Below are 21,948 nucleotides of genomic sequence, written 5' to 3'. Positions count from 1 at the left end.
TACACTATGTGCGGCGGCAAAGATCGGGTTAGATTGGTGCGATGAGCGCCACACCGGACGATCCCACCCCCGACCAGCCCGAAGGCGCGTCGAAGCCCGACTTCGCGACGCGCGCGAAGACCCACGTCGACGACGCGACGACGCGGGCGAGGACCCACGTCGACGACGCGGCCACGCGGGCCAAGACCCATGCGGACGACGTGGCCACGCGCGCCAAGACGGCGGCCGGGGACGCCGCCACCCGCGCCGGGGACGCGGCGAAGAAGTGGCTCAAGCGCGCGATCGTCGCCGCGATCCTCGTGGCGGTCCTGATCGCCGCGTACTTCGCCCTCGCCGCCTACCTGCCGCGCAAGTGGGCGGACATGCTGGTCGGCTGGGTCGGCACCGACGGCGGCACGCTCAAGGGCACCGTCTTCGGGCTCGGCATCGGCTTCCTCTGCGCCGGGCTGCCGCTCCTGATCCTGTGGTTCGCGGCTAAGCGGGCGGCGAGCCATCCCAAGATCGCGACCGTGCTCGGGCTCATCGCCGTCGTCGCGGCCGTGCCGAACCTCATGACGCTGGCCGTCGCGATCGGCACCGGAAGCGGCGCGAACTACGCGCGCACCAAGCTCGACCAGAACGCCGCCGGGTTCCGGTGGTCCACGCTCATCGGCGTGATCATCGGCGTGGTGGCCGCGATCGCCGTCGCGATCTTCCTCGAGGTGCAGCGCCGCAAGCGCGCGAAGAAGAAGGAACAGAAGGCCGTCGAGAAGCAGGCCAAGGCGCTCGCCAAGCAGATGGACAAGGACGCGAAGGCCGCCGAGAAGGCCGGCCGCGGCCGCGCGCCGAGCTTGGACGAGTCACCGTCGGGCGATCCCACGGGCGGCGACGGGAGGTAGCTCCCGTCAGATCCCGAACAGCACCTCGATCGGCTCCTTCGCGAAGTACAGCAGGAACAGCCCGGAGACGATCCACAGCAGCGGGTGCACCTCCTTGGCCTTCCCGCGCGCGACGGCCATCACCACCCAGGTGATGAAGCCGATGCCGATGCCGTTGGCGATCGAGTAGGTGAAGGGCATCGAGACCACGGTGAGGAAGACGGGCAGGACCACGTAGAACTTGGTCCAGTCGATGTCCTTGAGCTGGCCCAGCATCATGGCGCCCACGATGACCAGCGCGGGAGCGGCGGCCTCGGACGGGACCACCTCGTAGAGCGGGGTGAAGAACATCGCGGCGAGGAAGAGCACGCCGGTCACGATGTTCGCCAGGCCCGTCCGGGCGCCCTCGGCGATGCCCGAGGCGGACTCGACGAAGACCGTGTTCGACGAGGCCGAGGCGCCGCCGCCCACGATCGCGCCCGCGCCCTCGACGGCGAGCGCCTTGCCGATGTTCGGGACGGTGCCGTCCTCGCGCATCAGGTCCGCCTCCTTGGTGAGGCCGGTGATCGTGCCCATGGCGTCGAAGAAGTTCGACAGCACCAGCGCGAAGACCAGGACGGACGCGGCCAGCACGCCGATCCGGGTGAAGGCGCCGAAGACGTCCACCTCGCCGACCAGCGAGAGGTCCGGCAGCCCGCCGAGGCTCGACGGGAGCTCGGGGATGTTCAAGCTCCAGCCGTGCGGGTCCTTGAACGACGGGCCGAGGCCGGCCACCTTCTGCACGATCAGGGCGACGATCGTGGTGATGACGATGCCGAGCAGGATCGCGCCCGGCACCTTGCGCACCACGAGCACGCCGATGAGCAGCACGCCGAAGACGAAGACCGCCGTCGGCCAGGCCGCGACGGAGTTGCCGATGCCGAGGCCGACGGGCACCGTCGTGCCGGCGGCGTCCGGGATGCGCCGGACGAAGCCCGCGTCGACGAAGCCGATGAACGCGATGAAGCAGCCGATGCCGGCGGCGATCGCGGCCTTGAGCTCGGCGGGGATCGCGCGGAAGACCGCGGTGCGGAAGCCCGTGACACCCAGCAGCACGATGATGATGCCGTCGATCACCACGAGGCCCATGGCCTCGGGCCAGGTGACCTGCGGCGCGATGCTCACGGCCAGCAGGCTGTTGACGCCCAGCCCGGCGGCGATGCCGAAGGGGTAGTTGACGATCGCGCCGAAGACGATGCACATCAGGCCCGCGGCGAGCGCGGTGACCGCGGCGACCTGCGCGGTGGGCAGCACGTTGCCGAGCACGTCGACGTTCTTGGAGTTGCCGACGACGCCGCCGATGATGATCGGGTTGAGCACCACGATGTAGGCCATCGTGAAGAAGGTGACGAGGCCGCCGCGGAGCTCGCGGGGCACCGTCGACCCGCGCTCGGAGATGCGGAAGTACCGGTCGATGGGCCCCAGCTGGGGCTCGGTGGGTGCGGACACGCGTGTTCCCCTTCAGCGGCGGTAGGACCGCGCGATCGTACAACGCGCCCGATAGGGTGGCCCGGTGAACGCCCCCGAGCCCGTCCCGACCGCCGAGCGCCGCCCGCTGCGCGCCGAGGTCGCGATCGTGCTGCTGGTGACTTTCGCCTGGTCGGGCCTGTATTCGACGGTCCGCCTCATCGGTTACCAGCTCGGGCCCGGGGTCCGCGGGACGACGGTGACGCTCAACCCCGTCCGCAGCCCGCACGCGGTGATCGACTTCCTCCTCCAGGTGCTGGGCGCGGTGCAGCTCTTCGGCTGGGCCGCGCTGGCGCTGTACCTGCTGTACCGCTCCGGGATCCGCTTCGCCGACATCGGCTTCGCGCTGCGCCGGCCGCGGCGGGACGTGCTGCGCGACGTGGGGCTGGGCACCGGCCTCGCGGCGCTCATCGGCATCCCCGGCCTGGCGCTGTACGCGGCCGGCCGCGCGCTGGGCGTCACCGCGAGCGTGGTGCCCGCGTCGGGCGACGTGCAGTGGTGGCGGATCCTCACCTACGTCCTGCTGGCGGCGGGGAACGCCGTCGCGGAGGAGGTCGTGGTCGTCGGCTACTTCATGACCCGGTTGCGGCAGCTGGGCGTGGGGCGGGCCGGGTCCATCGCGGCGTCCTCGGTGCTCCGCGGCTCGTACCACCTGTACCAGGGCTTCGGCGCGGGCCTGGGGAACCTCGTGATGGGCGTGGTCTTCGGCGCCGCGTACGACCGCTGGCGGAAGCTGTGGCCGCTGGTCATCGCGCACTTCCTGCTCGACGTCGTGGCCTTCGTCGGCTACGCGCTGCTCCGCCCGCACCTGGGCTTCCTCGGCTGACCCGGCCTGCGACCCGGATCACGCGCTGAGCCGATTTCTCAGTTGCGGCCCGTACAGTCGATGTGCGTGAACGACGAACGACCGCGCGACGAGCGGAACCTCGCCTGGTCGCAGGTCCCCGAGGGCGACCCGCGCTCCCGCGCGCCCCGGCACCCGCAGGGCATCCCCCGCCCGCGCCAGGGCCAGGGCCAGCGGCCCGTCCCGCCCGCGCAGCGAGCGGCCCAGCAGCCGCCGCGCCGCCCCGCGCCGCAGAACCCCGCGACCCAGAACCCCGCACAGCAGGGCCGCGCGCCCCAACAGCCCGCGCCCGCCCAGCCCCGCGCCACCCGCGTCGAGCGGCCGCAGCCGCAGCCCAGGCAGGAGTGGGCGCCGCGCCAGGAACCCGAGCCCGTCCCCGCGGGCGAGGTCAAGCGCTCCGTCGGGGCCCGGGGCAGCAGCGACGGGCGCGTCCCGCCGCCCCCGCGTCCGCCGCGCAACCGCAACCGCGGTCGTGACCGGGAGCCCGGTCGACGGTCCGCCGCCCCCGCACCCGAGGCGCCCGCGCCGAAGAAGGTCCGCCGCAAGCGCAAGCTGCACCCCTTCCGCTGGCTCGGCGTCTTCCTGGTGCTGCTGCTGGTCGGCACGGTGGCGGGCACGATCTACTTCGACGGCAAGCTCACGCGGATCGACGCGCTCGCCTCGTACGCGGGCCGCGTCGCCGACACGCCGGGCACGAACTGGCTGCTCGTGGGCACCGACGCCCGCGAGGGCCTGACGCCCGCGCAGCAGAAGGCGCTCGCCACCGGCGGCGACCTCGGCGGCGCCCGCACCGACACGATCATGCTGGTGCACGTCCCGAAGTCGGGCGATGCGACGGTGGTCTCGATCCCCCGCGACCTCTACGTGCAGATCCCCGGGCAGGGCGGACACAAGATCAACGCGGCCTACTTCCTCGGCAGCACGTCGGGCAACGGCGACGCGGCCGGCGCGCAGCTGCTGGTGCAGACCTTCGAGAAGGCCTCCGGCGTGCGCATCGACCACTACGCGGAGATCGGCTTCGGCGGCTTCGCGAACATGGTCGACGCGATCGGCGGCGTCGAGATGTGCCCGAAGTACCCGATCAACGACCCCAAGGCCGGCCTACGGATCAAGGCCGGCTGCCAGACGCTCGACGGTGCGCAGGCGCTCGGCTACGTGCGCACCCGCGCCACCCCCAACGCCGACCTCGACCGGGTCGTGCACCAGCGCGAGTTCATGTCGGCGCTGTTCAAGGAGGCGACCTCGCCCACGACGCTGCTCAACCCGTTCGAGATGTGGGGCCTGTCGAACGCGGTGGTCGACGCGCTGTCCGTCGACAAGGACACGCACCTGTGGGACCTCGCGCGCCTCGCGTGGGCCATGAGCGGCAGTACCGTCACGACCACGACGCCCACCGCGGGCAGCGAGTACACCAGCGACGGCGACTCCCTCGCGTGGGGCAAGAACACCGATGAGTTCTTCGGTCTCATCGCCGCCGACCAGCCCGTTCCCGCTCGCCTCCTCAGTGGGACCCCGGGAACCGGTTAAGGTGGCGCCATGACTGAACGCGGCCGGATCGGCCGTCCGCCGAAGGTGAACCGGGAGCAGGTCGTCGCTGCGGCGGCCGACATCCTGACCACCGACGGCCCGCTGAAGTTCTCGATGCGCACCCTCGCGGCGCGCCTCGACATCAGCGCGATGGGCATCTACCACTACTTCGACTCGAAGAACGACCTGCTCGGCGCGGTGCTGGAGCACCAGTCGTGGAACACGCCGGTGCCCGAGTTGGCCGAGGACCCGCACGAGCGGCTGGTGCAGCTCCAGCTCACCGTGATCGACCACCTCACGCAGCACCCGTGGGTCGTCGACGTGCTCTCTGCCGACGAGATCATCGAGGCCTACTCGGCATGGGCCTTCGACGAGTTCCTGCGCACCACGGACGAGATCGGCATCCCCGAGCAGGAGGCGCTGCACCTGTTGCTGGCGCTGTGGCGGTTCACGATCGGCGAGGTCACCGTGCGCACCAACCAGGCGATGCGCGACGCCCGCCCGTCGTCGAGCGCGTGGGTGGACCGGGAGATCCCGCAGCACGTGCTGGACCGGCCACGACTGTCGAGCGCGCTCGGCTCGCTCGCACCGAGCGCCGAGACCTACGAGGTGCGGGAGACGATCCGCGCGTACCTCCGCGGCGCCCTCGGCGACCGCTTCCACGGCTGACCCGGCCGGGGCCGGATCAGCCGGGCTCGCCTACAGCGAGACCTGGCGGCCGCGCAGACCGTCGCGGGAGCGCCGCTGTGCGGCGGTGAGCTCGGTGTCGTCGGTCAGGGCCTCGGCGAGGCGCTTCGCCAGTTCGACGGTGCCCGGCACCCACTCGTCGGGGTGCGACTCGCGGTCCAGGTCGAAGACGGGCACGAGCAGGCCGTCGGAGCGGAACGAGCCGGCGAACCGCGAGCCCTCGCCCACGGTGAGGCCGCCTGCGGCGTGCACGCGGGCCAGGGCGGCCATCAGCTCGTCCTCGGGCGCGGGGTGTACCCAGCGCAGGTGCGCCTTGGAGCCGGTGTCGGCCCACCACGGCGCGCCGATGCCGTCGGCGCCCAGGTCGAGGCGCGCGGCCGGGGTGATGAGCGAGTTGGCGTGCTCGACGAGCTGCCGGGTCTGCGCGTCGGCGTCGCCGGCGAGCCACCAGTCGAAGTCCTTGTGCACGGTGACCTCGAGCGGCGCGTCGGCCTCGAGGACCTCGAGCAGGGCACCGTCGGACTCCTCGGACAGCGCCTCCCCCACCGCGGCGTCGGCGGCGAACCGGGCGGCGCCGGCGAGCGCGGCACCGGGCTGCAGCGGGCGGATGGCGGTCTGCAGGGCGGCGTAGCCGATGACCCCGTCGGCCTCCTCGCGGACGAGGGCCTGCGCGGCGCCCGGGAGCACCGTCGCGAGGCGGATCTCGCGGTTCGCTCCGGCGACCTTCAGCGGCGCGGTGGCGCTGGGCACGAAGTTGCGCAGCGCGACGATGTCGCACTCGGCGGCCAGGCCCTCGAAGGGACGGCCGGTGTCGGCGACGCTCGCCTCGGCGCGGGCGCGCTGGGCGGCCAGCTTCTCGGCACGGTTCGATCCCTCGCGGGGAGTGGCATTGCGTTCGCGTCTACCCATGCCCGGCAGCCTATCCCCGCAGCCAGGAGCGCGTGCGGGCCGGGTGGTTGGTGGCGACCCACTCCACGCCGAGGCCGTTGCACAGGGCCACGTCGGCCTCGGAGTCGACGGTCCAGCAGTAGGTGAACCGCCCGGCGGCGCGGGCCTTGGCGACGGTGTCGGGCCGCTCGCGTAGCGAGTCCACCGACGGCCCGATGCCCTGGGCGCGGACCGCGGTGGCCGCGCCGCCGCCGAGCAGCCGCGAGGCCTCCCCGAGGAGCACCGCGGGCACACCGGGGGCGTTGCGGCGCACGCGCCAGACCGCGGAGCCGGAGAAGGAGATGACGATGACGGGCGCGTCGGCGAGGTCGCCGGACTTGGCGAGGCCGTGGCGTTGCAGGGCCGCGAGCAGCTTCTGCTCGACCATGCCGCCGAACCGCACGGGGTGCTTGGTCTCGACGAAGAGCTTGCGGCCGGACGTGCGGGCGAGCTCGATCAGCTCGTCGAGCGTGACCACGGACTCGGGGTGGCCGGGCCGCTTCCACGAGCCGAAGTCCATCGCCCGCAGGTCGGCGAGGTCGAGCTCGGAGACGGCGCCGGTCCCGTCGGACGTGCGCTCGACGGTGCGGTCGTGCAGGCAGACGAGGTGCTGGTCCTTGGTGAGCCGGACGTCGCACTCGATGGCGTCGGCGCCCTCGGCGACCGCGGCCTCGAAGGCGCTCATGGTGTGCTCGGGGTACTCGCCGCTGGCGCCCCGATGCGCCACGATCCCCGCTACGCCGCCAACCATCGCGTCCCGTCCTCCTGCTCCTGGGCCGTCGGCCCCCCGTCGATCATCCGGACCAACCGTGCCGTGACCAGCAGGAACGCCCCGCTCAGCAGGTAGGTCAGCGCGGTGTAGACCATCGCGTCGGCGCCGTGCTGCAGGCCGCCGTCCGCGCGCGAGTACGCCACGCACCCCACGGTGACGATAGTCAGCGCGACCCACCCGGCCCACCATCGCCGGATGAACATCGCGCGACGATCCGTCGGCTCCCCCGCCGCGCGGCGCTGCGCGTCGGCCAGTTCCAGCACCAGCACGGGCGCGGCCACCAGATTCACCACCGGGACCAGGCAGTACACCCACAGCTGCCAGGCCGGGCGCGGCTCGCGGGTGCCGAGCGCCGCGTACGCGCGCTCGCGCGCGACCCGCAGCCACAGCGCGAGCACCACGAAGAGCGCGATCACCGCGATCACGGCGAGCCAGCCCGCCGCGAAGACGGCGACGGTGGCGATCACGGCGAGCCAGCCCGGCAGGGGCCCGGATCGGTTGATCACGAGCAGGAGGTACGCCAGGCCCTCCACGATCGCCGCCGCGAACACGATGCCGGTGGTCAGCCGCAGGACGAAGGGGGTCGCCTCGGCCGCGGCCTCCGCGGTGGTCGGCGCGGCGGGCGCGGCCGGGGTGAAGTCCTGGCGCAGGCCCCAGCGCGGGGTCGCGGGGTAGCGCGGCGTCGGCTTCGGGGCCGACGGTGCGCGCCGCGGCACCGGCAGCGTCTCCGGCGGGCGCCGGGCGAGCCAACGCAGGCGGCCGCGGGGCTGCGCGGTGCGCGCGGGACTCGGGTGCATCAGACGGTCCCCTCGCTGCCGTCCGGCCGCACGACGGGCCGTCCCACGGACGCCCAGGCGATCATCCCGCCGTCCACGACGGCGGCTTCTATCCCCACGGTTTCGAGATAGCGCACGGCCTGTTCGGAGCGTCCGCCGCCGCGGCAGATCACGTACACCTGGTCGTCGAGGTCGATCTCCTCGAACCGCACGGGCAGGTCGGGCAGCGGCAGGTGCACGGCGCCGGGCGCGTGACCGAGGTCCCATTCGCCCTGGTCCCGGACGTCGAGCACGGTGAGGCCCGGCGCCGCGGCGAGGTCGGCGGGCAACGCATCGACGGGGATCGGACCGTCTGCGGGGTAGTCCGTCATGGCTCCAGTCTTCCACGCGCGACGGGGGCCGCCGACGATTCATCCACAGTTTCCACAGGCTCATCCACAACTTGAGGGTTGTGCGGCGAGCCCTTCACCAGCGCGGATTCCGCGCCCTGTGGATCGAGCATGTCAAGCCCCGAAATTCGCCCACAGGCCGCGGCGCTGCAGGCCGGCGATCGCACCGTCGAGCACGCCCGCCGTGACGGAGGCGGCGAGACCGGCACCGTCGACCGCGGTCCCGCCGAGCAGGCGGGCGAACAGTGGCTTCGGGGTGTGCATGGCCTCGATCTCGGCGTCGGGGAAGCGCTCCTCCAGGACCCCGCGCAGGGTGCCGACGCCGTCCGCGAGGCCCAGATCGACGGCCTTGCGGCCGATCCACACCTCGCCGGTGAACAGGGCGGGGTCGTCGCCGAGGCGCTCGCCGCGGCGACTGGTGACCCACTCGCGGAAGGCGCTGTGGATATCGCCCTGGAGGCCGTGCAGCCATTCGACGTCGCCCTCGCGGACGTCCTCGAACATGTCCAGCCGGTGCTTGGCGTCGCCCTCGGTGAAGACGCGGCGCTCGAGGCCGATCTTCCCGATCAGCTCCTTCGCGCCGAAGCTCGCGGAGATCACGCCGATGGACCCGACGATCGAGGTGGTGGTCACGAAGATCTCGTCGGCGGCGCAGGCCAGCCAGTACCCGCCCGACGCGGCGACGTCCTCGCAGAAGGCGAGCACGGGTAGCTCGTGCTTCGCTGCGAGCTGCCGGATCCGGGCGGCGATGAGCTCGGACTGCGCCGGGGAGCCGCCGGGGCTGTTGAGCACCAGTGCGACGGCGACGGCATCGTCGGTCTCGAAGGCGCGACGCAGCACCGACTCGACCCCGGCCAGGTTGAGGGTGCCGCGGCCGAGCCCGCCCGACATGGCGGGCGCCGCGATGGGGCCTTCGAGGCGCACGACGGGGACGACGCCGCCGGCCTGCCCGAGGGCGGCGCGCACGCGGTGGCTGGCGGCCTTGGCCGCGTCCTGCAGATCGGTCACGAGGGGACTCATGGACCCGACGGTAGCGGGCGAATCCGACACCCCGCCGTCGCCGCAGGTCAGGGCGCCAGCGGCGAACCCGGGAAGTTCCGCGCGACGGTCCAGACCACCGCCAGCACGCCGACGGTGATCCACAGGTACTTGTTCTGCGGCACCGCCGGCACGGTGAATCCGACCCGCCGGCCGAGCCAGGCGAGCCACAGCCACGCGAGCACGGCGCCCGCCGGGTAGATCAGGGCGTTCGAGCCGAGGGCGGCGAGGAAATCGCCGTTGGTGACGTCGTTGACGGCGCGCAGGCCCCCGCAGCCGGGGCAGTAGAGGCCGGTCGCCGCGTACAGCGGGCACACGCCCCAGCTGTTCTGGACGTGCGGATCGCGCAGGTGCAGCGCGAGGACGACGGCGCCGGTGCCCGCCGCGGCGGCGATCGGCCACGCGGCCGCCCGCAGGCGTGCGGACGGCGACGGCGCGGTCGTGGTCATGGCCCCCAGGTTAGCGCCGGGCGCCGACCTGGCGCCCGGGCGCATCGTCCCGAGCCGCGGCGAGGATCTGCGGGTCAGAGGGCGGATGCGAAGGCGAGGCCGCCGAACAGGCAGCCGAAGGAGACCAGGGCGTCGAGCAGGGCGTACCCCCAGGCGTTGCGCCGGTTGAGCAGGTTGAGCACCGCGTGCGCGCCGAAGGTGGTGCCGAGCAGCAGCGACGTGAGGAAGGTGATCGCCAGCACGTCGAAGGTGCCCGTGTAGGTGCAGGCCATGGCCGCGCACTCGCGGATCGAGGGCATGGCGCGCGCGGCGAGCGCCAGGTTGACGATCGTCGCCGTGAAGGACACGACGAGCAGTGTCATCGACACGATGATGTCGGCGCGGGTCTGGCGGCCGCCGACGAGGGTGCGAACGCGGCCGGCCCGATCACCGCTGAGGCGCTGGGTGCGCGCCCCGAAGCTGGTTCCGGTCATGTCCACCATGTTCCCGCGCCGCACCCGGGATTCCAAGCGTTTGCGATAGGAACCGACCGCGTTTCTATCGGCCCGCGTCGCGGCGTCGCAGGTGGACGCCGTAAATCAATCCGTCGGTCTAATAGGTCACATTTGCTTGAATGAACAACAAACATCGGACATTCTTGGCCCGACTGTCCACCGGCGCCGGATCCCGCCGTGTTCCGGGTTCGATTTCCTACAGGCCTGAAGGTCCGCTACAGTGTTCCACACCACATCTGTGACGAGCTTCACAGGTGCAACACACGGAAGGCGGCGCGATGACGGTCAAGCACTCCCACTCCCTCTCCGCCGGTCCCGACGCCGCGTCGCGCAGCTCCTGCACCGTGTACTTCTCGCGCTCGCTGACCCGCACGCTGCTGACGGTGGGCGTGCTCGCACTCGCGCTGGTGCTCATCGTCGTCCTGGGCTGACACCCGGCCGGAACGCCCCGTCGGCCCTCGCCGGGCCGCACCGCGAACCTCAACTGCACTTCATGCGCTTTCGGCCGTCCTTATTGCGGAACCATTCCAGATAAGAAAGGCTGGAAGAGTACGAAGGACGAAACAGGAAGCGATCGCTTCCGCAATCGAAGGGAAAGACGTGGCCGTCTACACTCTGCCGGAACTCGACTACGACTACAGCGCTCTCGAGCCCTACATCTCGGCCGAGATCATGGAGCTGCACCACAGCAAGCACCACGCCGCGTACGTCGCCGGCGCCAACCAGGCCCTCGAGCAGCTCGCGGAGGCCCGCGAGGACGGCTCGATCGCGACCAAGGCGCCGCTGCTGAGCAAGAACCTCGCCTTCCACCTGGGTGGCCACACCAACCACTCGATCTTCTGGAAGAACATGTCGCCCAACGGTGGCGACAAGCCGGTCGGCGACCTCGCCGCGGCCATCGACGACCAGTTCGGCGGCTTCGACAAGTTCCAGGCCCACTTCAACGCCGTCGCGATGACCCTGCAGGGCTCCGGCTGGTCCGTGCTCGCCTACGACCACATCGGCCAGCGCCTCATCATCCAGCAGCTGACCGATCAGCAGGGCAACATCTCGGAGGCCCTCACCCCGCTGCTCCAGCTGGACATGTGGGAGCACGCCTTCTACCTGCAGTACAAGAACGTCAAGGCCGACTACGTCAAGGCCTGGTGGAACGTCGTGAACTGGGACGACGTGGCCGCGCGCTACGCCGCCGCCACCGCCTGAGTCCTTCTTCCTCAGCCTCGAGACCCCGTCCAGCGCATCGCGCCGGCGGGGTTTCGTCGTTCCCGGTGTCAGTGCCTCCTGACACAGTGGGCACATGACACAACCGGGATACGACGCCCTCGCCGACACGTACGCCGAGATGTTCCCGGATCCGTACCAGTACCCCATCGAGCGGCACGCCGCGGCGGCGTTCGCGGAGGCCGCCGCGGGGCGCCCGGGCCGGACGGTGGACGTCGGCTGCGGGCTCGGCCACGTCGCCGCCGACCTGGCCGGACGCGGCCTGGACGTGATCGGCGTCGACCCCAGCCCCGGCATGCTCGCGCACGCGCGCCGCCTGCACCCGGAGGTCCCCTTCGTCGACGGTGACGCCTCCCTCGCCGCACTGCCCGACGGCCCGATCGCCGCGATCCTCGCCCGGTTCAGCCTGATCCACGTGGAACCGGCCGAGGTCCGGTCGACGGTGCGCGCCTGGTCGCGACGCGTCGCCGCGGGCACACCCGTCATGGTCGCCTTCCAGGCGGCCGACGATCCCGGGCCGCCGCTCGCCTTCGACCACGCCGTCGCACCCGCCTGGCGCTGGCATCCCGACGAGTTCGCCCGCGTCCTCGTTGAGGCCGGCTTCGCGGAAGCGTGGCGGATCGTCGTCCGCGACAAGGACTACCGCTTCCCCATGGCGCAGCTCCTCGCCGTCCGCGACTGACCATGCGGCACGGTGCCGGGCGCCCGGCACCGTCGGATCCGGGTACCCGAAACCCTCGGGCCGGGCCCGTGAAGAATCAAGACAGGGCTCCAAAACTCCTGCGCTACTTGTCATTTCAGAGGCACGCGACTAACCTGGAGCTCGCACGAAGGGGAGTAGCCCCCAATCGCGCGGTCGACACACTGGCGAGAGCCCGGCCGCGCGAACCGGAAAGCCTCCGGTGGGCGAGACCTTTGTGCCACTTGCGCGGTCCGACGGTCGGATCCGTGTGGCACAGGTCTTCGCAGGAGGTATGCACCGTGCTCAACGCGTTGCTCATCAGTTTCGCCGTGGTCTTCGTGGCCGAGCTCGGCGACAAGTCCCAACTCATGGCGATGACCTTCGCTGCCCGCTTCAAGTGGTGGGTCGTGCTGCTGGGCATCACCGCCGCCACGGCGCTGACCCACATCGCGTCGGTCGGCATCGGCTTCGCGCTCGGCTCCGCCATCCCCACTCAGCTCATCACCGCCGTCGCGGGCGTCTCGATGCTGGTCTTCGCCTTCTGGACCTGGCGCGGCGACACCCTCTCCGACGACGAGAGCGGCACCGCGGACCGGGTCACCCGCTCCGTCTTCCTCGCCGTGGCGTCCGCGTTCTTCCTCGCCGAGCTCGGCGACAAGACGATGCTCGCCACCATCACCCTGACGACGCAGCACAACTGGTTCGGCGTGTGGGTCGGCTCGACGCTCGGCATGGTCGCGGCCGACGCCCTCGCCATTGCGGTCGGCGCGCTGCTCGGCTCGAGGCTGCCGGAGCGGGCCATCGCCATCGGCGCGACGATCCTGTTCTTCGGCTTCGGCGCGTGGCTCCTGGCCGAGGTCTGGCCGGAGCTCGACGGCACCAGCCGGATCGTCACCGGGCTGGTCGTCGCCGTCACGATGATCGGCGGCGGGCTCGTCGTGCGCCGGGCGCACCGCGCCGCGGCGGCGGCACCGTCGAACCCCGAGGTCCCCGAGGAGAGCACCCCCGGCCCCGGAAGAACCGCCCTTCACTAATGTGAGGTGGGTCGCGCCGCCCACCGGCGAGTGCGCTCCACTACAGAAGGGAACCAGCCATGGACGTCTCCGGCTCCTCCGTCATCGTCACCGGTGGCGCATCCGGCCTCGGCGCCGCCACCGCGAAGCGCTTCGCCGATGCCGGCGCCACCGTCTTCGGCCTCGACCTGCAGCCGTCGATCGACAAGGCGACCCCCGTCGAGAACGTGCACCTCGTCGCGACCGACGTGACCAAGGAGGACGAGGTCCTCGCCGCGATCGCCGAGGCCGTCAAGGCGGGCCCGCTGCGCGTGGCCGTCAACTGCGCCGGCGTCGGCTGGGCCGGCCGCATCCTGTCGAAGAACGGCCCGCACGCGCTGGAGCTGTTCCAGACGGTCATCAACATCAACCTGGTGGGCACGTTCAACGTGATGCGCCTGGCCGCCGACCAGATGAGCAAGCAGGAGGCCGTCGACGAGCAGGGCTCCCGCGGCCTCATCGTCAACACCGCCTCCGTCGCGGCGTTCGAGGGCCAGATCGGCCAGATCGCCTACACCGCGTCCAAGGGCGGCGTGCACGCCATGACCATCACCGCCGCGCGCGACCTGGCGCAGTTCGGCATCCGCGTGAACACCATCGCGCCGGGCATCATCAACACCCCGATGCTCGCGGGCGTGACCCCGGAGTTCAAGCAGACGCTCGAGGCGGGCGTCCCGTTCCCGCAGCGTCTGGGCGAGCCGTCCGAGTACGCCGATCTCGCGTACTTCCTCTCGCAGCACGACTACATGAACGGCGAGACGATCCGCATGGACGGCGCCATTCGGATGGCTCCGCGCTAGATCTGCAGTTCCTCCGCCGGCGTCGCCCCGACCGCGTCCGACAGGACGAGGAGCGGGGCGGCGTCGTCGTCGATGGAGGGGCCGTCGGGCGGCAGCACCATCGACGACGGTGCCGGGGCCGCCCCGGCCTCGTTGCGCAGGTCGATCGCGACGAGCAGGTTGTGCACGTTCTCCTCGGGCACCCCGTCGCCGAAGTCCTCGGGCAGGTAGGGGCTGAGCTGGACCAGCACGTCGCGGATCTCGACGACGCGGCGCTGGAAGCGCAGGTGCGGGTCGCGGCGGGCCTTGCCCGCGTCGAGCACCACCTCGGGAACCGCGGTGGTCAGGAGCGTCCACAGCGGCTCGAGCCGCTTGTAGTCCCGGCGGTGCTTCTTGCGGTACTGCATCTGCACGACGAAGCCGCGCACACCCGGGTAGCTCAGGCCCACGACGAACAGCAGGATGCCGCCCGCGGTGCAGGCCTGCGACAGGGTGAGCAGCACCGGCCAGGAGGCGACGTGGCCCGCGCTGGTGAGCACGAACGCGACCTGGGTGAGCGAGCCGACGGCGGTGATCGCGAGGCCCGCCGACATGAGCCGCAGCGACGTCGTGAGGTAGCCGTCGGCGAAGGGCATCAGCCGGGTCAGGGAGAGCACGCAGTCCGCGAGCCCGTACATCAGGTAGCCGCCCGCGATCACGAAGAAGACCGCGAAGCCCAGTTCCTGCACGGTGAGCGTGTCGAGGCTGGCGTCGCGCAACGACGGCGGCGTCACGTTCATGGCGACGGACAGGCCCACGACGGCGGCGATGAGCGGGATGGCCTCCATCCCCGCGCGACGTTGCCGGGCGGATTCGGTGGGGCCGTAGAAGAAGGCGACGGCGAGCGCCGCGACGCCCAGCGCCAGCGAGGCGTAGCCGCCGAGGCGGGAGGCGCCGCGCCAGAGCGCACCGTCGATGGTGGGCGCGAGCGGCGAGCCGAGCAGGAGCACGGCCAGCGTCAGTGCGGCGATGGCGACGGTGACCGCGACGGCCTGGATGCCGGCCTTCGCGCGGTAGAGGCGGTCGATGCGCCAGCACAACACCAGGGTGAAGAACGCGACGCCGAGTACGTTCACGAGCTTCACAGCCACCGGGAATGACCTCCCAGGGCGCGCTGGATGCCGCGCAGGCTGTCGTGTTTGGCGGTGCGGCCCGCGAGGGCGCCGGCCTCGGAGGCCCAGCCGAGAATGATGGAGGCGATCATCTCGGCCTCCCACTCGTGCTCGTCGTCGTAACAGGTGCGGTGCAGGGCGGCGTCGGCCTCCGGGGAGGACATCTCCGCGGTCTGCGGTGCGGCCGCTGTTGGACCGGCGTTCTGGTGGCCTGCGATGAGGTGGCCGAACTCGTGGATGATGATCTGGTCGCGGTGCGTCCGCGAGGTGTTCGCCTGATAGAAGAAGTAGTCGGCGTCGTCGCCCACGAGCCACAGCCCGTTCGGCATGCCGACGGGCAGCGGCTGCGAGATCACGAGGATGTCGCGGCCGCGCCGCTTGCCGTACTTCTCGCACAGCTGGACCGCGTCGAAGGGCAGGTCCAGGTCGAGGCTGCGCACCTCGTTCTCACACAGGCGGCGCAGCGCTTTGACGGAACGCACAGCCCACCTCCACACGGTCGTAGAGGGACGACGCGCCGGAGGCACACTCACGGCGCCCGGACGGGCTGCGGCGTGTCAGCCGGTGAGGCTAGAGCCCCTCATTTTCGCGCGAGCCTACGGGAAGCTCGGGCGGGTCGGCGGGCAAGCCCTGCTGCACTCGCAACACCTTAATGAGCTCGTTGACCATGTTCACCGAGTCGGGCGAGAGCCCTGCCAGGCGGAACGCGGCCATCTGCACCTTGGTGTCGGCCTGCAGACGCATGAGGTGGATCTGGTCACGGGTGCGCTGGGCGGCCTCGTCCTCGAGGAAGTAGTGCACGTCCACGCCGAACGCGGCCGAGATGCCCTCGACGGTGCGGAAGGACGGCGACTTCGCCTTGCCGGAACGCAGCTGGCTCAGGTACGACTCGCCCAGGCGGAAGCCCAGGGCGGTCGAGCGCTGGGCGATCGCCTTCGCGGTGAATGCGCGGCCGTTCGGGCCGGGCACCGTGCGGAACAGCTCCTCGAGCCGACTCGCGAACAGGCCCTGGCCCACCAGAGCGTCGCTGTCGTACTTATTACCTGTATCCACTTGTGCCATCCCTCTCTATCACCGGCACGACCTGTGACCCGCGGAACACATTATGTTGCGAGTCCACAAGCCTCGATCACACTATAGCGCACTTCATCATGAGACACGACCGCTTCGTGATCGACTATCGTCCGCATGGGCGGATACTGTATTGTTACCTACGCCTGTGCATGAAGAGCGGAAGGGGTGTGTTGTGTCGCGTCCGACCCATCTCCCGCGTCGACTTCGCGCCATCGGCATCACCGCTCTCGCCGTCGGCGCCATCGCGTCCGCGCCCGCCTGGGCGGACCCCGACACCTCCGATTCCAGCACCGGTTCGGACACCTCCACGTCGCAGAGCACCGACTCCGATTCGTCGAGCAGCAGCAGTTCGAGCAACTCCGATGACGACAAGCCATCCTCCTCCGGCGTCACTGCCCGCTTCGGCGACGAGTCCTCGAACGGGGGCGCGAGCAAGCCGGGGAAGAGCGACCCCGCCGACGGAGCGACGGAACCGACTTCGAAGCCCGACCCCGGCACCAATGGGTCCGAGGATGAGAACGACAAGGACAAGGACAAGGGCCACGGCCACGGCGGCGGCCTGATCGGCATCATCGGCGGCATCTTCGGCGGTGGCGGCTCGAGCAGCGGCGGCTCGACCGGCACCGCGACCCCGCCCACGATCCCCAGCGCGGGCGGCTCCGATTCGGGCTCGTCGTCGAGCTCGTCCGCCGGCTCCACCAACTCGACCGGCTCCGGCGGCGCCTCGATCTCCAGCGGCAGCGGCGTCCGCACCGGCAATCCGCTCCCCGAGTCGACGTCCTCGGTCAACGACGGCAGTGATGGCGGCACCGCGCAGGCCCCCAGCGTTCCGGCGGCGCGTCCTGCGGCAGTAGCGCCCGCGGCCCCCGTCGTCGTGGCGCCCGTCATCGTCCCGCCGATCGTCGTGGCGGGCCCGGTGCTCCCGGCCCCCGCTCCCGCACCGCCGAAGCCCGCCACCCCGAAGCCGGCGGCTCCCGCGGCCCCGGCACCGTCGAACACCGACCGCACGCCGGCGGAGCAGAGCTCCGGCAGCAACGGCAACAGCACCGTGTTCGCGGCGGCGTACACCTCCGCGCAGCGCGTGGCGCCGGTCGCGGCGGAGACGGCGCGACAGCTCTCCCCCGCGATGATCGCCATCCTCGGCGGCATCGCGCTCCTGGGCAGCGGCAGCTTCGCCGACGCCCTGCGCCGCGCGCACCTGCGCCAGGCCCAGGCCTAGCCCTCCCGAGCAGTTCCCGAGCGCCTTGCTGGTTGGCGGGGCCGCGCGTCGCGCCAACTATCCTTAGCCTAACCTAAAGCGATGACCTCCCCGAGTCCTCGCTCCCCGCTGCGCCGCCCCCTCAGCCGACGATCGCTGCTCCTCGGCGCAGGCGGCCTGGGCGCCGCGGCCGCGCTGTCCGCGTGCGGCACCGACGGCACGTCCGCGCAGACGGGCGACGACGGCCCGAAGCGCGTCGTGGCGCTCTCCACCGGTCACCTGGATCATTGCCTCGCGCTGGGGACGGTGCCGGTCGGCCTCGCGGTGGTCGCCCCGGAGGCGAGCAACAGCACCGGGATCCCCCAGTTCATCCGCGACGCCTTCGGCGCGAAGTACGACCTCGACGCGATCCGGATCGTCGGCGAGCGGATGACGCCGGACCCGGAGAAGATCGCCGCACTCAAGCCCGACCTGATCCTGTCGAACAAGCGGGCCGACAAGTCCCTCAACGCGCAGCTGGCGAAGATGGCCCCCACCGTGCTCACCGCGGGCGGCTCGGAGGCGTTCAAGACCGACCTGACGACCGTCGCCGAGGCGCTGAAGCGCGAGCAGGCCGGCGAGAAGCTGCTCGCCGACTACGAGGGCCGCGCCCGCGCGTGGGCGCAGTCGCGCCGCGACGCCGCGACCGTCTCGCTGGTCCGGGCGCGCGGCGATCAGTACCTGTACTTCGGGACGCTGGCCCTGGCGAGCATCGTCGGCACGGACGCCGGCCTGACCCGCCCTGCAGCCCAACGCTTCTCCGACGTCGCGAGCCGCGCGCTGTCGCCGGAGGAGGTGGGGATGCTCGACGCCGACTGGCTGTTCTACTCGTTCCCGAAGGCCTCGCGCGACATGACGGAGGCGGCGTTGTGGAAGAAGCTGCCGGTCGTCGAGCGCGGGCGCGCCTTCGAGGTCGACGTCGACCCCTGGTTCCTCAACGCCTCCACCGTCGCCGCGGAGCGCGTCCTCGCCGACATGCAGAAGTTCATGGCCGGCAGGCCCTAGCTGCCCACCACCGGCAGCGCGAGCACCTTCTCGCTCGACATGAACGCGCGGAGCGCCGCGGTGGCCTTCACGTCGTCCTCGTTGTAGTCGAGGATCCGCTGCCGCTGGACGGCCCGGTCCTCGTCGGCGAAGCCGGCGTCGATCCCGACGCCCACGCGGTACCAGAGCATCGACGCCTCGCCGCCGGCCTCCGCATCGCGCCAATGGAATCCGGCGACGGGCGCCACCTTCTTCAGGCCTCGGCCCTCGAGGGAGAGGAAGGCGTCGCCGACGGCGTCGAACATGTCGACCCACTCGGGCGAGGCGATGAATTCCTCCACGGCCCGCCGCACGGGCACGCCCGGCTCGCCCGCGAACCGGTCCGCGGAGGCCAGCAGCCACTTGTTCTCGGCGTTCTGCGAGTAGCAGTACGCGGCGAAGGTCTTGCCCGCGGCGTGCGCCTCCGCGCGACGGTCCATGAGGAAGGCCCAGAACTCGGCGAACGAACGGGCCTCGTCGCGCGTGGGCACGGGGTCCCAGGTGACGAAGGGCCGGTAGCCGAGGTCGACGCCGTCGCGCCGCAGCCACGTCCCCCACAGGTAGGCGCCGTACTCCTGGTAGCTCTCCATGTCGACGTCGACCTCGACGTCGGCCCGGCGCACCTTCACCTCGGGCTGCCGCCGCACGAGCACCTGCCCGTCCCGCCACGCGCGGGCCATGGCCCGCAGGTCGGCGATGGGCACGGGCACGTCCTCGGGCTGGGGCCCCGCGTACTCGGCCAGCTGGTCGACGGTGCCGATGCCCGCCTCGCGCAGCCCGGGCGCCGACCGCCCGTCGGCCACCAGGCTCACGTCCCGCGCGAGCGTCAGGGTCTGCGCGCACTGCGGCCACCACGGGCACCGTCGGCATTCGGCCACCCGCACGGGCTCGGTCTCCACGGTGCCGGCCAGCACGGCCCGACGGTCCGCGAACCGCTCGTCGTAGGCGGAGAGGAGCGGCCCGACCTCCTGGACGACGATGCGCGCACCGTCGACCCCAATGCTCCCGCCGAGCAGGGTTCGCGACGCGAAGCCCGCGTCCTGCAGCATCCGGGTGAGGTGCGCGAGGCGCATCTGGTCGCCGCGGTGCTGGCGGGAGCGGACCGTCTCGTCCTCGCGGGGCTCCCAGCGGTCCAGCGGCGACGTGACCGCGCCGGCGCCGGGGTCGCAGGTCTTGTGGTTGACGACGATGACGGGGATGTAGCCGTCGGCGAGGCGGACGAGGAGCTCGCTGTGACCGCGGCGGTCGTGCGCGGACGGCAGCACGGCGTTCCAGATCCGGTCGGCACCGGCTTCCATCGCGGCGAGGGTGCGGCGCACCGCGCCCTCCCCCGGCTCGATGACGGTGAGCCCGGGCAGCCGGTCGCGGACGGACGCGCGGAAGACGGCGGCCGCCTCGACTCGCAACGCCATGCCCGGGTCGGGCTCGCCCTGCGGGGCGCGGGCCTCGAGCGCCAGACGGTGCCGACAACCGGTGAGCGAGCGCGCGCTCACCGGAGTCGTCTTGATGCCCTGGTCGATGTCCACTGCTTAGCAGTATGGCGGGCGGCACCGACAACCCGCGGAGCCGCGCTGTGCAATGCTGTACCGGACGGCAGTACTGACCTACAAGGACGTGCACTGATGGGTTTGTTCGGCAAGAAGACGAAGTCCTCCCGCGCGGAGCGCCGCGCGCAGGCCAAGGCGCTCAAGTCCAAGGGGCGCCTCGAGGCGAAGCTCGCCGCCAAGAACGCGGACCGTGACGCCAAGCGCGTCGTGAAGAACGCGTCGAAGAGCGAGCGCAAGGCGCTGAAGGCCGACCTGCAGCGCTCGAAGATCGTAGCGAAGGCGCAGGGCAAGGCCGATGCGGCGAACCTGAAGATCGCCGAGACCCAGGCCCGCGCGGCCGTCGACGGCAAGCTCCTCTCCGAGGCGCGGCTCAAGCGCTACATCTCGACCGCGCGCCTGCTCGCACCGGTCGTGGTGCCGATCGCCTACCGCGCGGCGCAGGCCGGCCGGAACCAGCTCGATGCGGCCAAGGCCTCGCGCCTCGGCGTGCCCGTCGACGAGGTCGCGGCGTTCGCCGGCTACGGCGGCGGCCTCTCGGCCCGCGTCGCGGCGGCCCGTCGCTCGCTGGACCAGCTGGCGGCCACGCACCCCGATGCGGAGACCAAGTCCTTCACCGCCGCCGTGGCGCAGCGCCTCGACGACCTGGGCACTGCCATCACCGCGTCCGAGTCGATGCCGCCCGCGCGCCGCCGCCCGGCGCACCAGGCCATCGCCCGCGAGCTGGACGGCATCGACGCCGACCTGCTCAATCGCCTCGGCGTCAGCTCGTAGTCCTGCGCTCCGCGCGGCGATTCAGCGCCGCCGCGCGGAGACCCGGCGAGTCGATGAGCCCGTGTGCTCACGATGGGTCCCGGAGCTTCCGGTACCATCGCCGACGGGCCGCCGTCCCGCCCTCTATGCCTCAGACTTCACGCTGTTGATGTGGTGTTTTGCCACTGGAGCCGGTGAAGCAAGCGACAGCCGATCCCCGCATAGGAGCGGCATGAAATCTGGGACGGCTCAGTGCCCGGTAGACCTTCGCCTGCGACGCGGCGATCTCGTCTAGTCCTTCCCGCCAGCCTTGAGCAGCTGCGCGTGCCGGCGCTGCTCCACGGCAAGTTTCGGAGACCGCTCAAGCTCTGAGACAGGTTTGTGCGACTCGACTTGCGCTGGTCGGGGCCCTGCCGGGTAGAAGTGCCAGAAACGACTCGACAAAGATTCGGCAGCACCAGCGGGCGCCCGCGCGGGCGTCAGAAGTTGACGTAGCTCGTCTGCCACTCCCCGGCGAGTTCCTTGAGCAACTCCAGGTGAACATGAATGTCGAACGGGGCAGCCGTCTCCGTACTGGCCGCACCGCCAAGCGCCACCGCCGGTACGAACCCATACATGAGGTCATACGTCAATGGTCCGCAACGTTCCAGCACTGATTCAAACAGTGGGATGTCATTCCATTTCAAGTCGAATTCATCTCGATCCGATGATCCAAAGAACGACTGGATCGACCTGTCCGTCGCGCCCGCGCGTCCCGGCTTTGTGAAGAATGCTAGTCGGTAGACAGGGTCAATACTGAGAGAGCGACCGAACCCGGGAGTCCAGAAATAGACCTCGCCGAATGCGGACCGTGCGTACGGAATATAGGTGGCGCCCTCACCCAGTTCGGGGTGGCTTAGCTCGGCGGTGAGCGTCTCAGTTGTTCGCCCCCATTCGAGCGGATCTGTGAGCCACACAATTCCGCCGCCGAACCCCGAGAATCCAAATTCCTTCCAGTAGGAGAGCAGGGCGTTAGGGATCTCGTCGCGGTAGGCCTTGAGGTGATCTTCCGTGCACGCAGGCCCCTCCTGAGTGCACGGAAGCTTGGTCAGAAAGTACTCGAAGTCGTCGTCGGTCATAGTCCTAGGGCTCTTTCGGGGCGTCTTGGGTGGGGCCTGTTTCTGGCG

25 protein-coding genes are annotated in these 21,948 nt (G+C 71.2%); 12 read left to right on the top strand and 13 right to left on the bottom strand.

What is annotated here, in order from left to right; genetic code table 11:
- The first annotated feature begins 41 nt into the window (after window positions 1-41).
- The gene (locus ACLQ3K_RS04510) at window positions 42-878 is read left to right on the top strand and encodes a hypothetical protein (protein ID WP_224651979.1); all 837 of its coding nucleotides are present in this window, start codon (window positions 42-44) and stop codon (window positions 876-878) included.
- A 6-nt stretch (window positions 879-884) separates the two neighbouring features.
- On the opposite strand, the gene ACLQ3K_RS04505 is transcribed toward ACLQ3K_RS04510, so the two are convergent.
- A complete protein-coding gene (locus ACLQ3K_RS04505; RefSeq protein WP_224651977.1) occupies window positions 885-2,345 on the bottom strand; it encodes an NCS2 family permease in 1,461 nt (486 codons plus the stop codon).
- Between the two features lie 64 nt (window positions 2,346-2,409).
- Here ACLQ3K_RS04505 and ACLQ3K_RS04500 point away from each other — a divergent pair, with 64 nt between their 5' ends.
- From ACLQ3K_RS04500 to ACLQ3K_RS04490, 3 genes are all read left to right on the top strand, one after another.
- A complete protein-coding gene (locus ACLQ3K_RS04500; protein WP_425997350.1) occupies window positions 2,410-3,189 on the top strand; it encodes a CPBP family intramembrane glutamic endopeptidase in 780 nt (259 codons plus the stop codon).
- 66 nt (window positions 3,190-3,255) lie between these two features.
- Window positions 3,256-4,734, top strand: coding sequence for an LCP family protein (locus ACLQ3K_RS04495; protein ID WP_425997348.1), 1,479 nt, complete (start codon window positions 3,256-3,258; stop codon window positions 4,732-4,734).
- Between the two features lie 9 nt (window positions 4,735-4,743).
- Window positions 4,744-5,403, top strand: a complete 660-nt coding sequence (locus ACLQ3K_RS04490; RefSeq protein ID WP_425997346.1) for a TetR/AcrR family transcriptional regulator — start codon at window positions 4,744-4,746, stop codon at window positions 5,401-5,403.
- A gap of 30 nt (window positions 5,404-5,433) precedes the next feature.
- On the opposite strand, the gene ACLQ3K_RS04485 is transcribed toward ACLQ3K_RS04490, so the two are convergent.
- From ACLQ3K_RS04485 to ACLQ3K_RS04455, 7 genes are all read right to left on the bottom strand, one after another.
- Window positions 5,434-6,330 carry a DUF5926 family protein gene (locus tag ACLQ3K_RS04485; RefSeq protein WP_425997344.1) on the bottom strand — a complete coding sequence of 299 codons (897 nt, stop codon included), beginning with the start codon at window positions 6,328-6,330 and terminating at the stop codon, window positions 5,434-5,436.
- A 10-nt stretch (window positions 6,331-6,340) separates the two neighbouring features.
- Window positions 6,341-7,099 (bottom strand): glycerophosphodiester phosphodiesterase, encoded by a 759-nt coding sequence (locus ACLQ3K_RS04480; RefSeq protein ID WP_425997343.1) that lies wholly within the window; start codon window positions 7,097-7,099, stop codon window positions 6,341-6,343.
- Complete coding sequence (locus tag ACLQ3K_RS04475; protein WP_425997342.1) at window positions 7,084-7,917, bottom strand: DUF4328 domain-containing protein; 834 nt, start codon at window positions 7,915-7,917, stop codon at window positions 7,084-7,086. The genes ACLQ3K_RS04480 and ACLQ3K_RS04475 overlap by 16 nt, the downstream gene beginning before the upstream one ends.
- The gene (locus ACLQ3K_RS04470) at window positions 7,917-8,267 is read right to left on the bottom strand and encodes a rhodanese-like domain-containing protein (RefSeq protein ID WP_425997340.1); all 351 of its coding nucleotides are present in this window, start codon (window positions 8,265-8,267) and stop codon (window positions 7,917-7,919) included. Before ACLQ3K_RS04470 ends, ACLQ3K_RS04475 begins: the two co-directional genes overlap by 1 nt.
- Window positions 8,268-8,399: 132 nt before the next feature.
- Entirely contained in the window at window positions 8,400-9,305 is a 906-nt protein-coding gene (locus tag ACLQ3K_RS04465) for a S49 family peptidase (RefSeq protein ID WP_224644937.1), read from the bottom strand.
- Between the two features lie 47 nt (window positions 9,306-9,352).
- The gene (locus ACLQ3K_RS04460) at window positions 9,353-9,772 is read right to left on the bottom strand and encodes a DUF2752 domain-containing protein (RefSeq protein ID WP_224644936.1); all 420 of its coding nucleotides are present in this window, start codon (window positions 9,770-9,772) and stop codon (window positions 9,353-9,355) included.
- 74 nt (window positions 9,773-9,846) lie between these two features.
- The gene (locus ACLQ3K_RS04455) at window positions 9,847-10,245 is read right to left on the bottom strand and encodes a hypothetical protein (RefSeq protein WP_224644935.1); all 399 of its coding nucleotides are present in this window, start codon (window positions 10,243-10,245) and stop codon (window positions 9,847-9,849) included.
- Window positions 10,246-10,544: 299 nt separating this feature from the next.
- Here ACLQ3K_RS04455 and ACLQ3K_RS04450 point away from each other — a divergent pair, with 299 nt between their 5' ends.
- The 5 genes from ACLQ3K_RS04450 (at window position 10,545) to ACLQ3K_RS04430 (ending at window position 14,021) form a co-directional block, all read left to right on the top strand.
- The gene (locus tag ACLQ3K_RS04450; protein WP_425997337.1) at window positions 10,545-10,697 is read left to right on the top strand and encodes a hypothetical protein; all 153 of its coding nucleotides are present in this window, start codon (window positions 10,545-10,547) and stop codon (window positions 10,695-10,697) included.
- 169 nt (window positions 10,698-10,866) lie between these two features.
- On the top strand, window positions 10,867-11,469 hold the full coding sequence (locus tag ACLQ3K_RS04445; RefSeq protein WP_224644933.1) for a superoxide dismutase: 603 nt from the start codon (window positions 10,867-10,869) through the stop codon (window positions 11,467-11,469).
- Between the two features lie 94 nt (window positions 11,470-11,563).
- Window positions 11,564-12,169 carry a class I SAM-dependent DNA methyltransferase gene (locus tag ACLQ3K_RS04440; protein WP_224644932.1) on the top strand — a complete coding sequence of 202 codons (606 nt, stop codon included), beginning with the start codon at window positions 11,564-11,566 and terminating at the stop codon, window positions 12,167-12,169.
- A 299-nt stretch (window positions 12,170-12,468) separates the two neighbouring features.
- Window positions 12,469-13,203 carry a TMEM165/GDT1 family protein gene (locus ACLQ3K_RS04435; RefSeq protein WP_425997334.1) on the top strand — a complete coding sequence of 245 codons (735 nt, stop codon included), beginning with the start codon at window positions 12,469-12,471 and terminating at the stop codon, window positions 13,201-13,203.
- Between the two features lie 59 nt (window positions 13,204-13,262).
- The gene (locus tag ACLQ3K_RS04430; protein WP_425997332.1) at window positions 13,263-14,021 is read left to right on the top strand and encodes an SDR family NAD(P)-dependent oxidoreductase; all 759 of its coding nucleotides are present in this window, start codon (window positions 13,263-13,265) and stop codon (window positions 14,019-14,021) included.
- Here the strand turns inward: ACLQ3K_RS04430 and ACLQ3K_RS04425 are convergent.
- From ACLQ3K_RS04425 to ACLQ3K_RS04415, 3 genes are all read right to left on the bottom strand, one after another.
- Window positions 14,018-15,130 (bottom strand): MAB_1171c family putative transporter, encoded by a 1,113-nt coding sequence (locus ACLQ3K_RS04425; RefSeq protein ID WP_224644929.1) that lies wholly within the window; start codon window positions 15,128-15,130, stop codon window positions 14,018-14,020. The two genes, ACLQ3K_RS04430 and ACLQ3K_RS04425, sit on opposite strands and share 4 nt — an antisense overlap.
- Entirely contained in the window at window positions 15,121-15,633 is a 513-nt protein-coding gene (locus ACLQ3K_RS04420; RefSeq protein ID WP_068523328.1) for a hypothetical protein, read from the bottom strand. Before ACLQ3K_RS04420 ends, ACLQ3K_RS04425 begins: the two co-directional genes overlap by 10 nt.
- 88 nt (window positions 15,634-15,721) lie before the next feature.
- Window positions 15,722-16,204, bottom strand: coding sequence for an XRE family transcriptional regulator (locus ACLQ3K_RS04415; RefSeq protein ID WP_425997329.1), 483 nt, complete (start codon window positions 16,202-16,204; stop codon window positions 15,722-15,724).
- A 193-nt stretch (window positions 16,205-16,397) separates the two neighbouring features.
- On the opposite strand from ACLQ3K_RS04415, the gene ACLQ3K_RS04410 reads away from it, so the two are divergent.
- Complete coding sequence (locus tag ACLQ3K_RS04410) at window positions 16,398-17,444, top strand: hypothetical protein (protein ID WP_425997327.1); 1,047 nt, start codon at window positions 16,398-16,400, stop codon at window positions 17,442-17,444.
- 81 nt (window positions 17,445-17,525) lie between these two features.
- Window positions 17,526-18,467 carry an ABC transporter substrate-binding protein gene (locus ACLQ3K_RS04405; protein WP_425997325.1) on the top strand — a complete coding sequence of 314 codons (942 nt, stop codon included), beginning with the start codon at window positions 17,526-17,528 and terminating at the stop codon, window positions 18,465-18,467.
- Here ACLQ3K_RS04405 and ACLQ3K_RS04400 read toward each other — a convergent pair.
- Window positions 18,464-20,011: a TM0106 family RecB-like putative nuclease gene (locus tag ACLQ3K_RS04400; RefSeq protein ID WP_425997323.1), complete on the bottom strand. Its 1,548-nt coding sequence runs from the start codon at window positions 20,009-20,011 to the stop codon at window positions 18,464-18,466. The genes ACLQ3K_RS04405 and ACLQ3K_RS04400 overlap by 4 nt on opposite strands.
- A 96-nt stretch (window positions 20,012-20,107) precedes the next feature.
- Here ACLQ3K_RS04400 and ACLQ3K_RS04395 point away from each other — a divergent pair, with 96 nt between their 5' ends.
- A complete protein-coding gene (locus ACLQ3K_RS04395) occupies window positions 20,108-20,803 on the top strand; it encodes a DUF6474 family protein (protein WP_068740525.1) in 696 nt (231 codons plus the stop codon).
- Window positions 20,804-21,261: 458 nt separating this feature from the next.
- Here ACLQ3K_RS04395 and ACLQ3K_RS04390 read toward each other — a convergent pair whose 3' ends face one another.
- On the bottom strand, window positions 21,262-21,900 hold the full coding sequence (locus tag ACLQ3K_RS04390) for a GAD-like domain-containing protein (protein WP_425997320.1): 639 nt from the start codon (window positions 21,898-21,900) through the stop codon (window positions 21,262-21,264).
- Between the last annotated feature and the right edge of the window lie 48 nt (window positions 21,901-21,948).

The sequence above is a fragment of the Tsukamurella sp. DT100 genome, from assembly GCF_049844855.1.
Taxonomy (GTDB): Bacteria; Actinomycetota; Actinomycetes; order Mycobacteriales; family Mycobacteriaceae; genus Tsukamurella.
The sequence above is the reverse complement of the archived record's forward strand: the minus strand, read 5'-3'. Positions and strand labels throughout refer to the sequence as shown.

Bases quoted from the DNA above. Each gene is read 5' to 3' on its own strand.
- ACLQ3K_RS04485 (WP_425997344.1), bottom strand. From the start codon at position 6,330: ATGGGTAGACGCGAACGCAATGCCACTCCCCGCGAGGGATCGAACCGT.
- ACLQ3K_RS04395 (WP_068740525.1), top strand. From the start codon at position 20,108: ATGGGTTTGTTCGGCAAGAAGACGAAGTCCTCCCGCGCGGAGCGCCGC.
- ACLQ3K_RS04430 (WP_425997332.1), top strand. From the start codon at position 13,263: ATGGACGTCTCCGGCTCCTCCGTCATCGTCACCGGTGGCGCATCCGGC.
- ACLQ3K_RS04510 (WP_224651979.1), top strand. From the start codon at position 42: ATGAGCGCCACACCGGACGATCCCACCCCCGACCAGCCCGAAGGCGCG.
- ACLQ3K_RS04390 (WP_425997320.1), bottom strand. From the start codon at position 21,900: ATGACCGACGACGACTTCGAGTACTTTCTGACCAAGCTTCCGTGCACT.
- ACLQ3K_RS04470 (WP_425997340.1), bottom strand. From the start codon at position 8,267: ATGACGGACTACCCCGCAGACGGTCCGATCCCCGTCGATGCGTTGCCC.
- ACLQ3K_RS04460 (WP_224644936.1), bottom strand. From the start codon at position 9,772: ATGACCACGACCGCGCCGTCGCCGTCCGCACGCCTGCGGGCGGCCGCG.
- ACLQ3K_RS04490 (WP_425997346.1), top strand. From the start codon at position 4,744: ATGACTGAACGCGGCCGGATCGGCCGTCCGCCGAAGGTGAACCGGGAG.
- ACLQ3K_RS04440 (WP_224644932.1), top strand. From the start codon at position 11,564: ATGACACAACCGGGATACGACGCCCTCGCCGACACGTACGCCGAGATG.
- ACLQ3K_RS04405 (WP_425997325.1), top strand. From the start codon at position 17,526: ATGACCTCCCCGAGTCCTCGCTCCCCGCTGCGCCGCCCCCTCAGCCGA.
- ACLQ3K_RS04450 (WP_425997337.1), top strand. From the start codon at position 10,545: ATGACGGTCAAGCACTCCCACTCCCTCTCCGCCGGTCCCGACGCCGCG.
- ACLQ3K_RS04480 (WP_425997343.1), bottom strand. From the start codon at position 7,099: ATGGTTGGCGGCGTAGCGGGGATCGTGGCGCATCGGGGCGCCAGCGGC.
- ACLQ3K_RS04455 (WP_224644935.1), bottom strand. From the start codon at position 10,245: ATGACCGGAACCAGCTTCGGGGCGCGCACCCAGCGCCTCAGCGGTGAT.
- ACLQ3K_RS04475 (WP_425997342.1), bottom strand. From the start codon at position 7,917: ATGCACCCGAGTCCCGCGCGCACCGCGCAGCCCCGCGGCCGCCTGCGT.
- ACLQ3K_RS04465 (WP_224644937.1), bottom strand. From the start codon at position 9,305: ATGAGTCCCCTCGTGACCGATCTGCAGGACGCGGCCAAGGCCGCCAGC.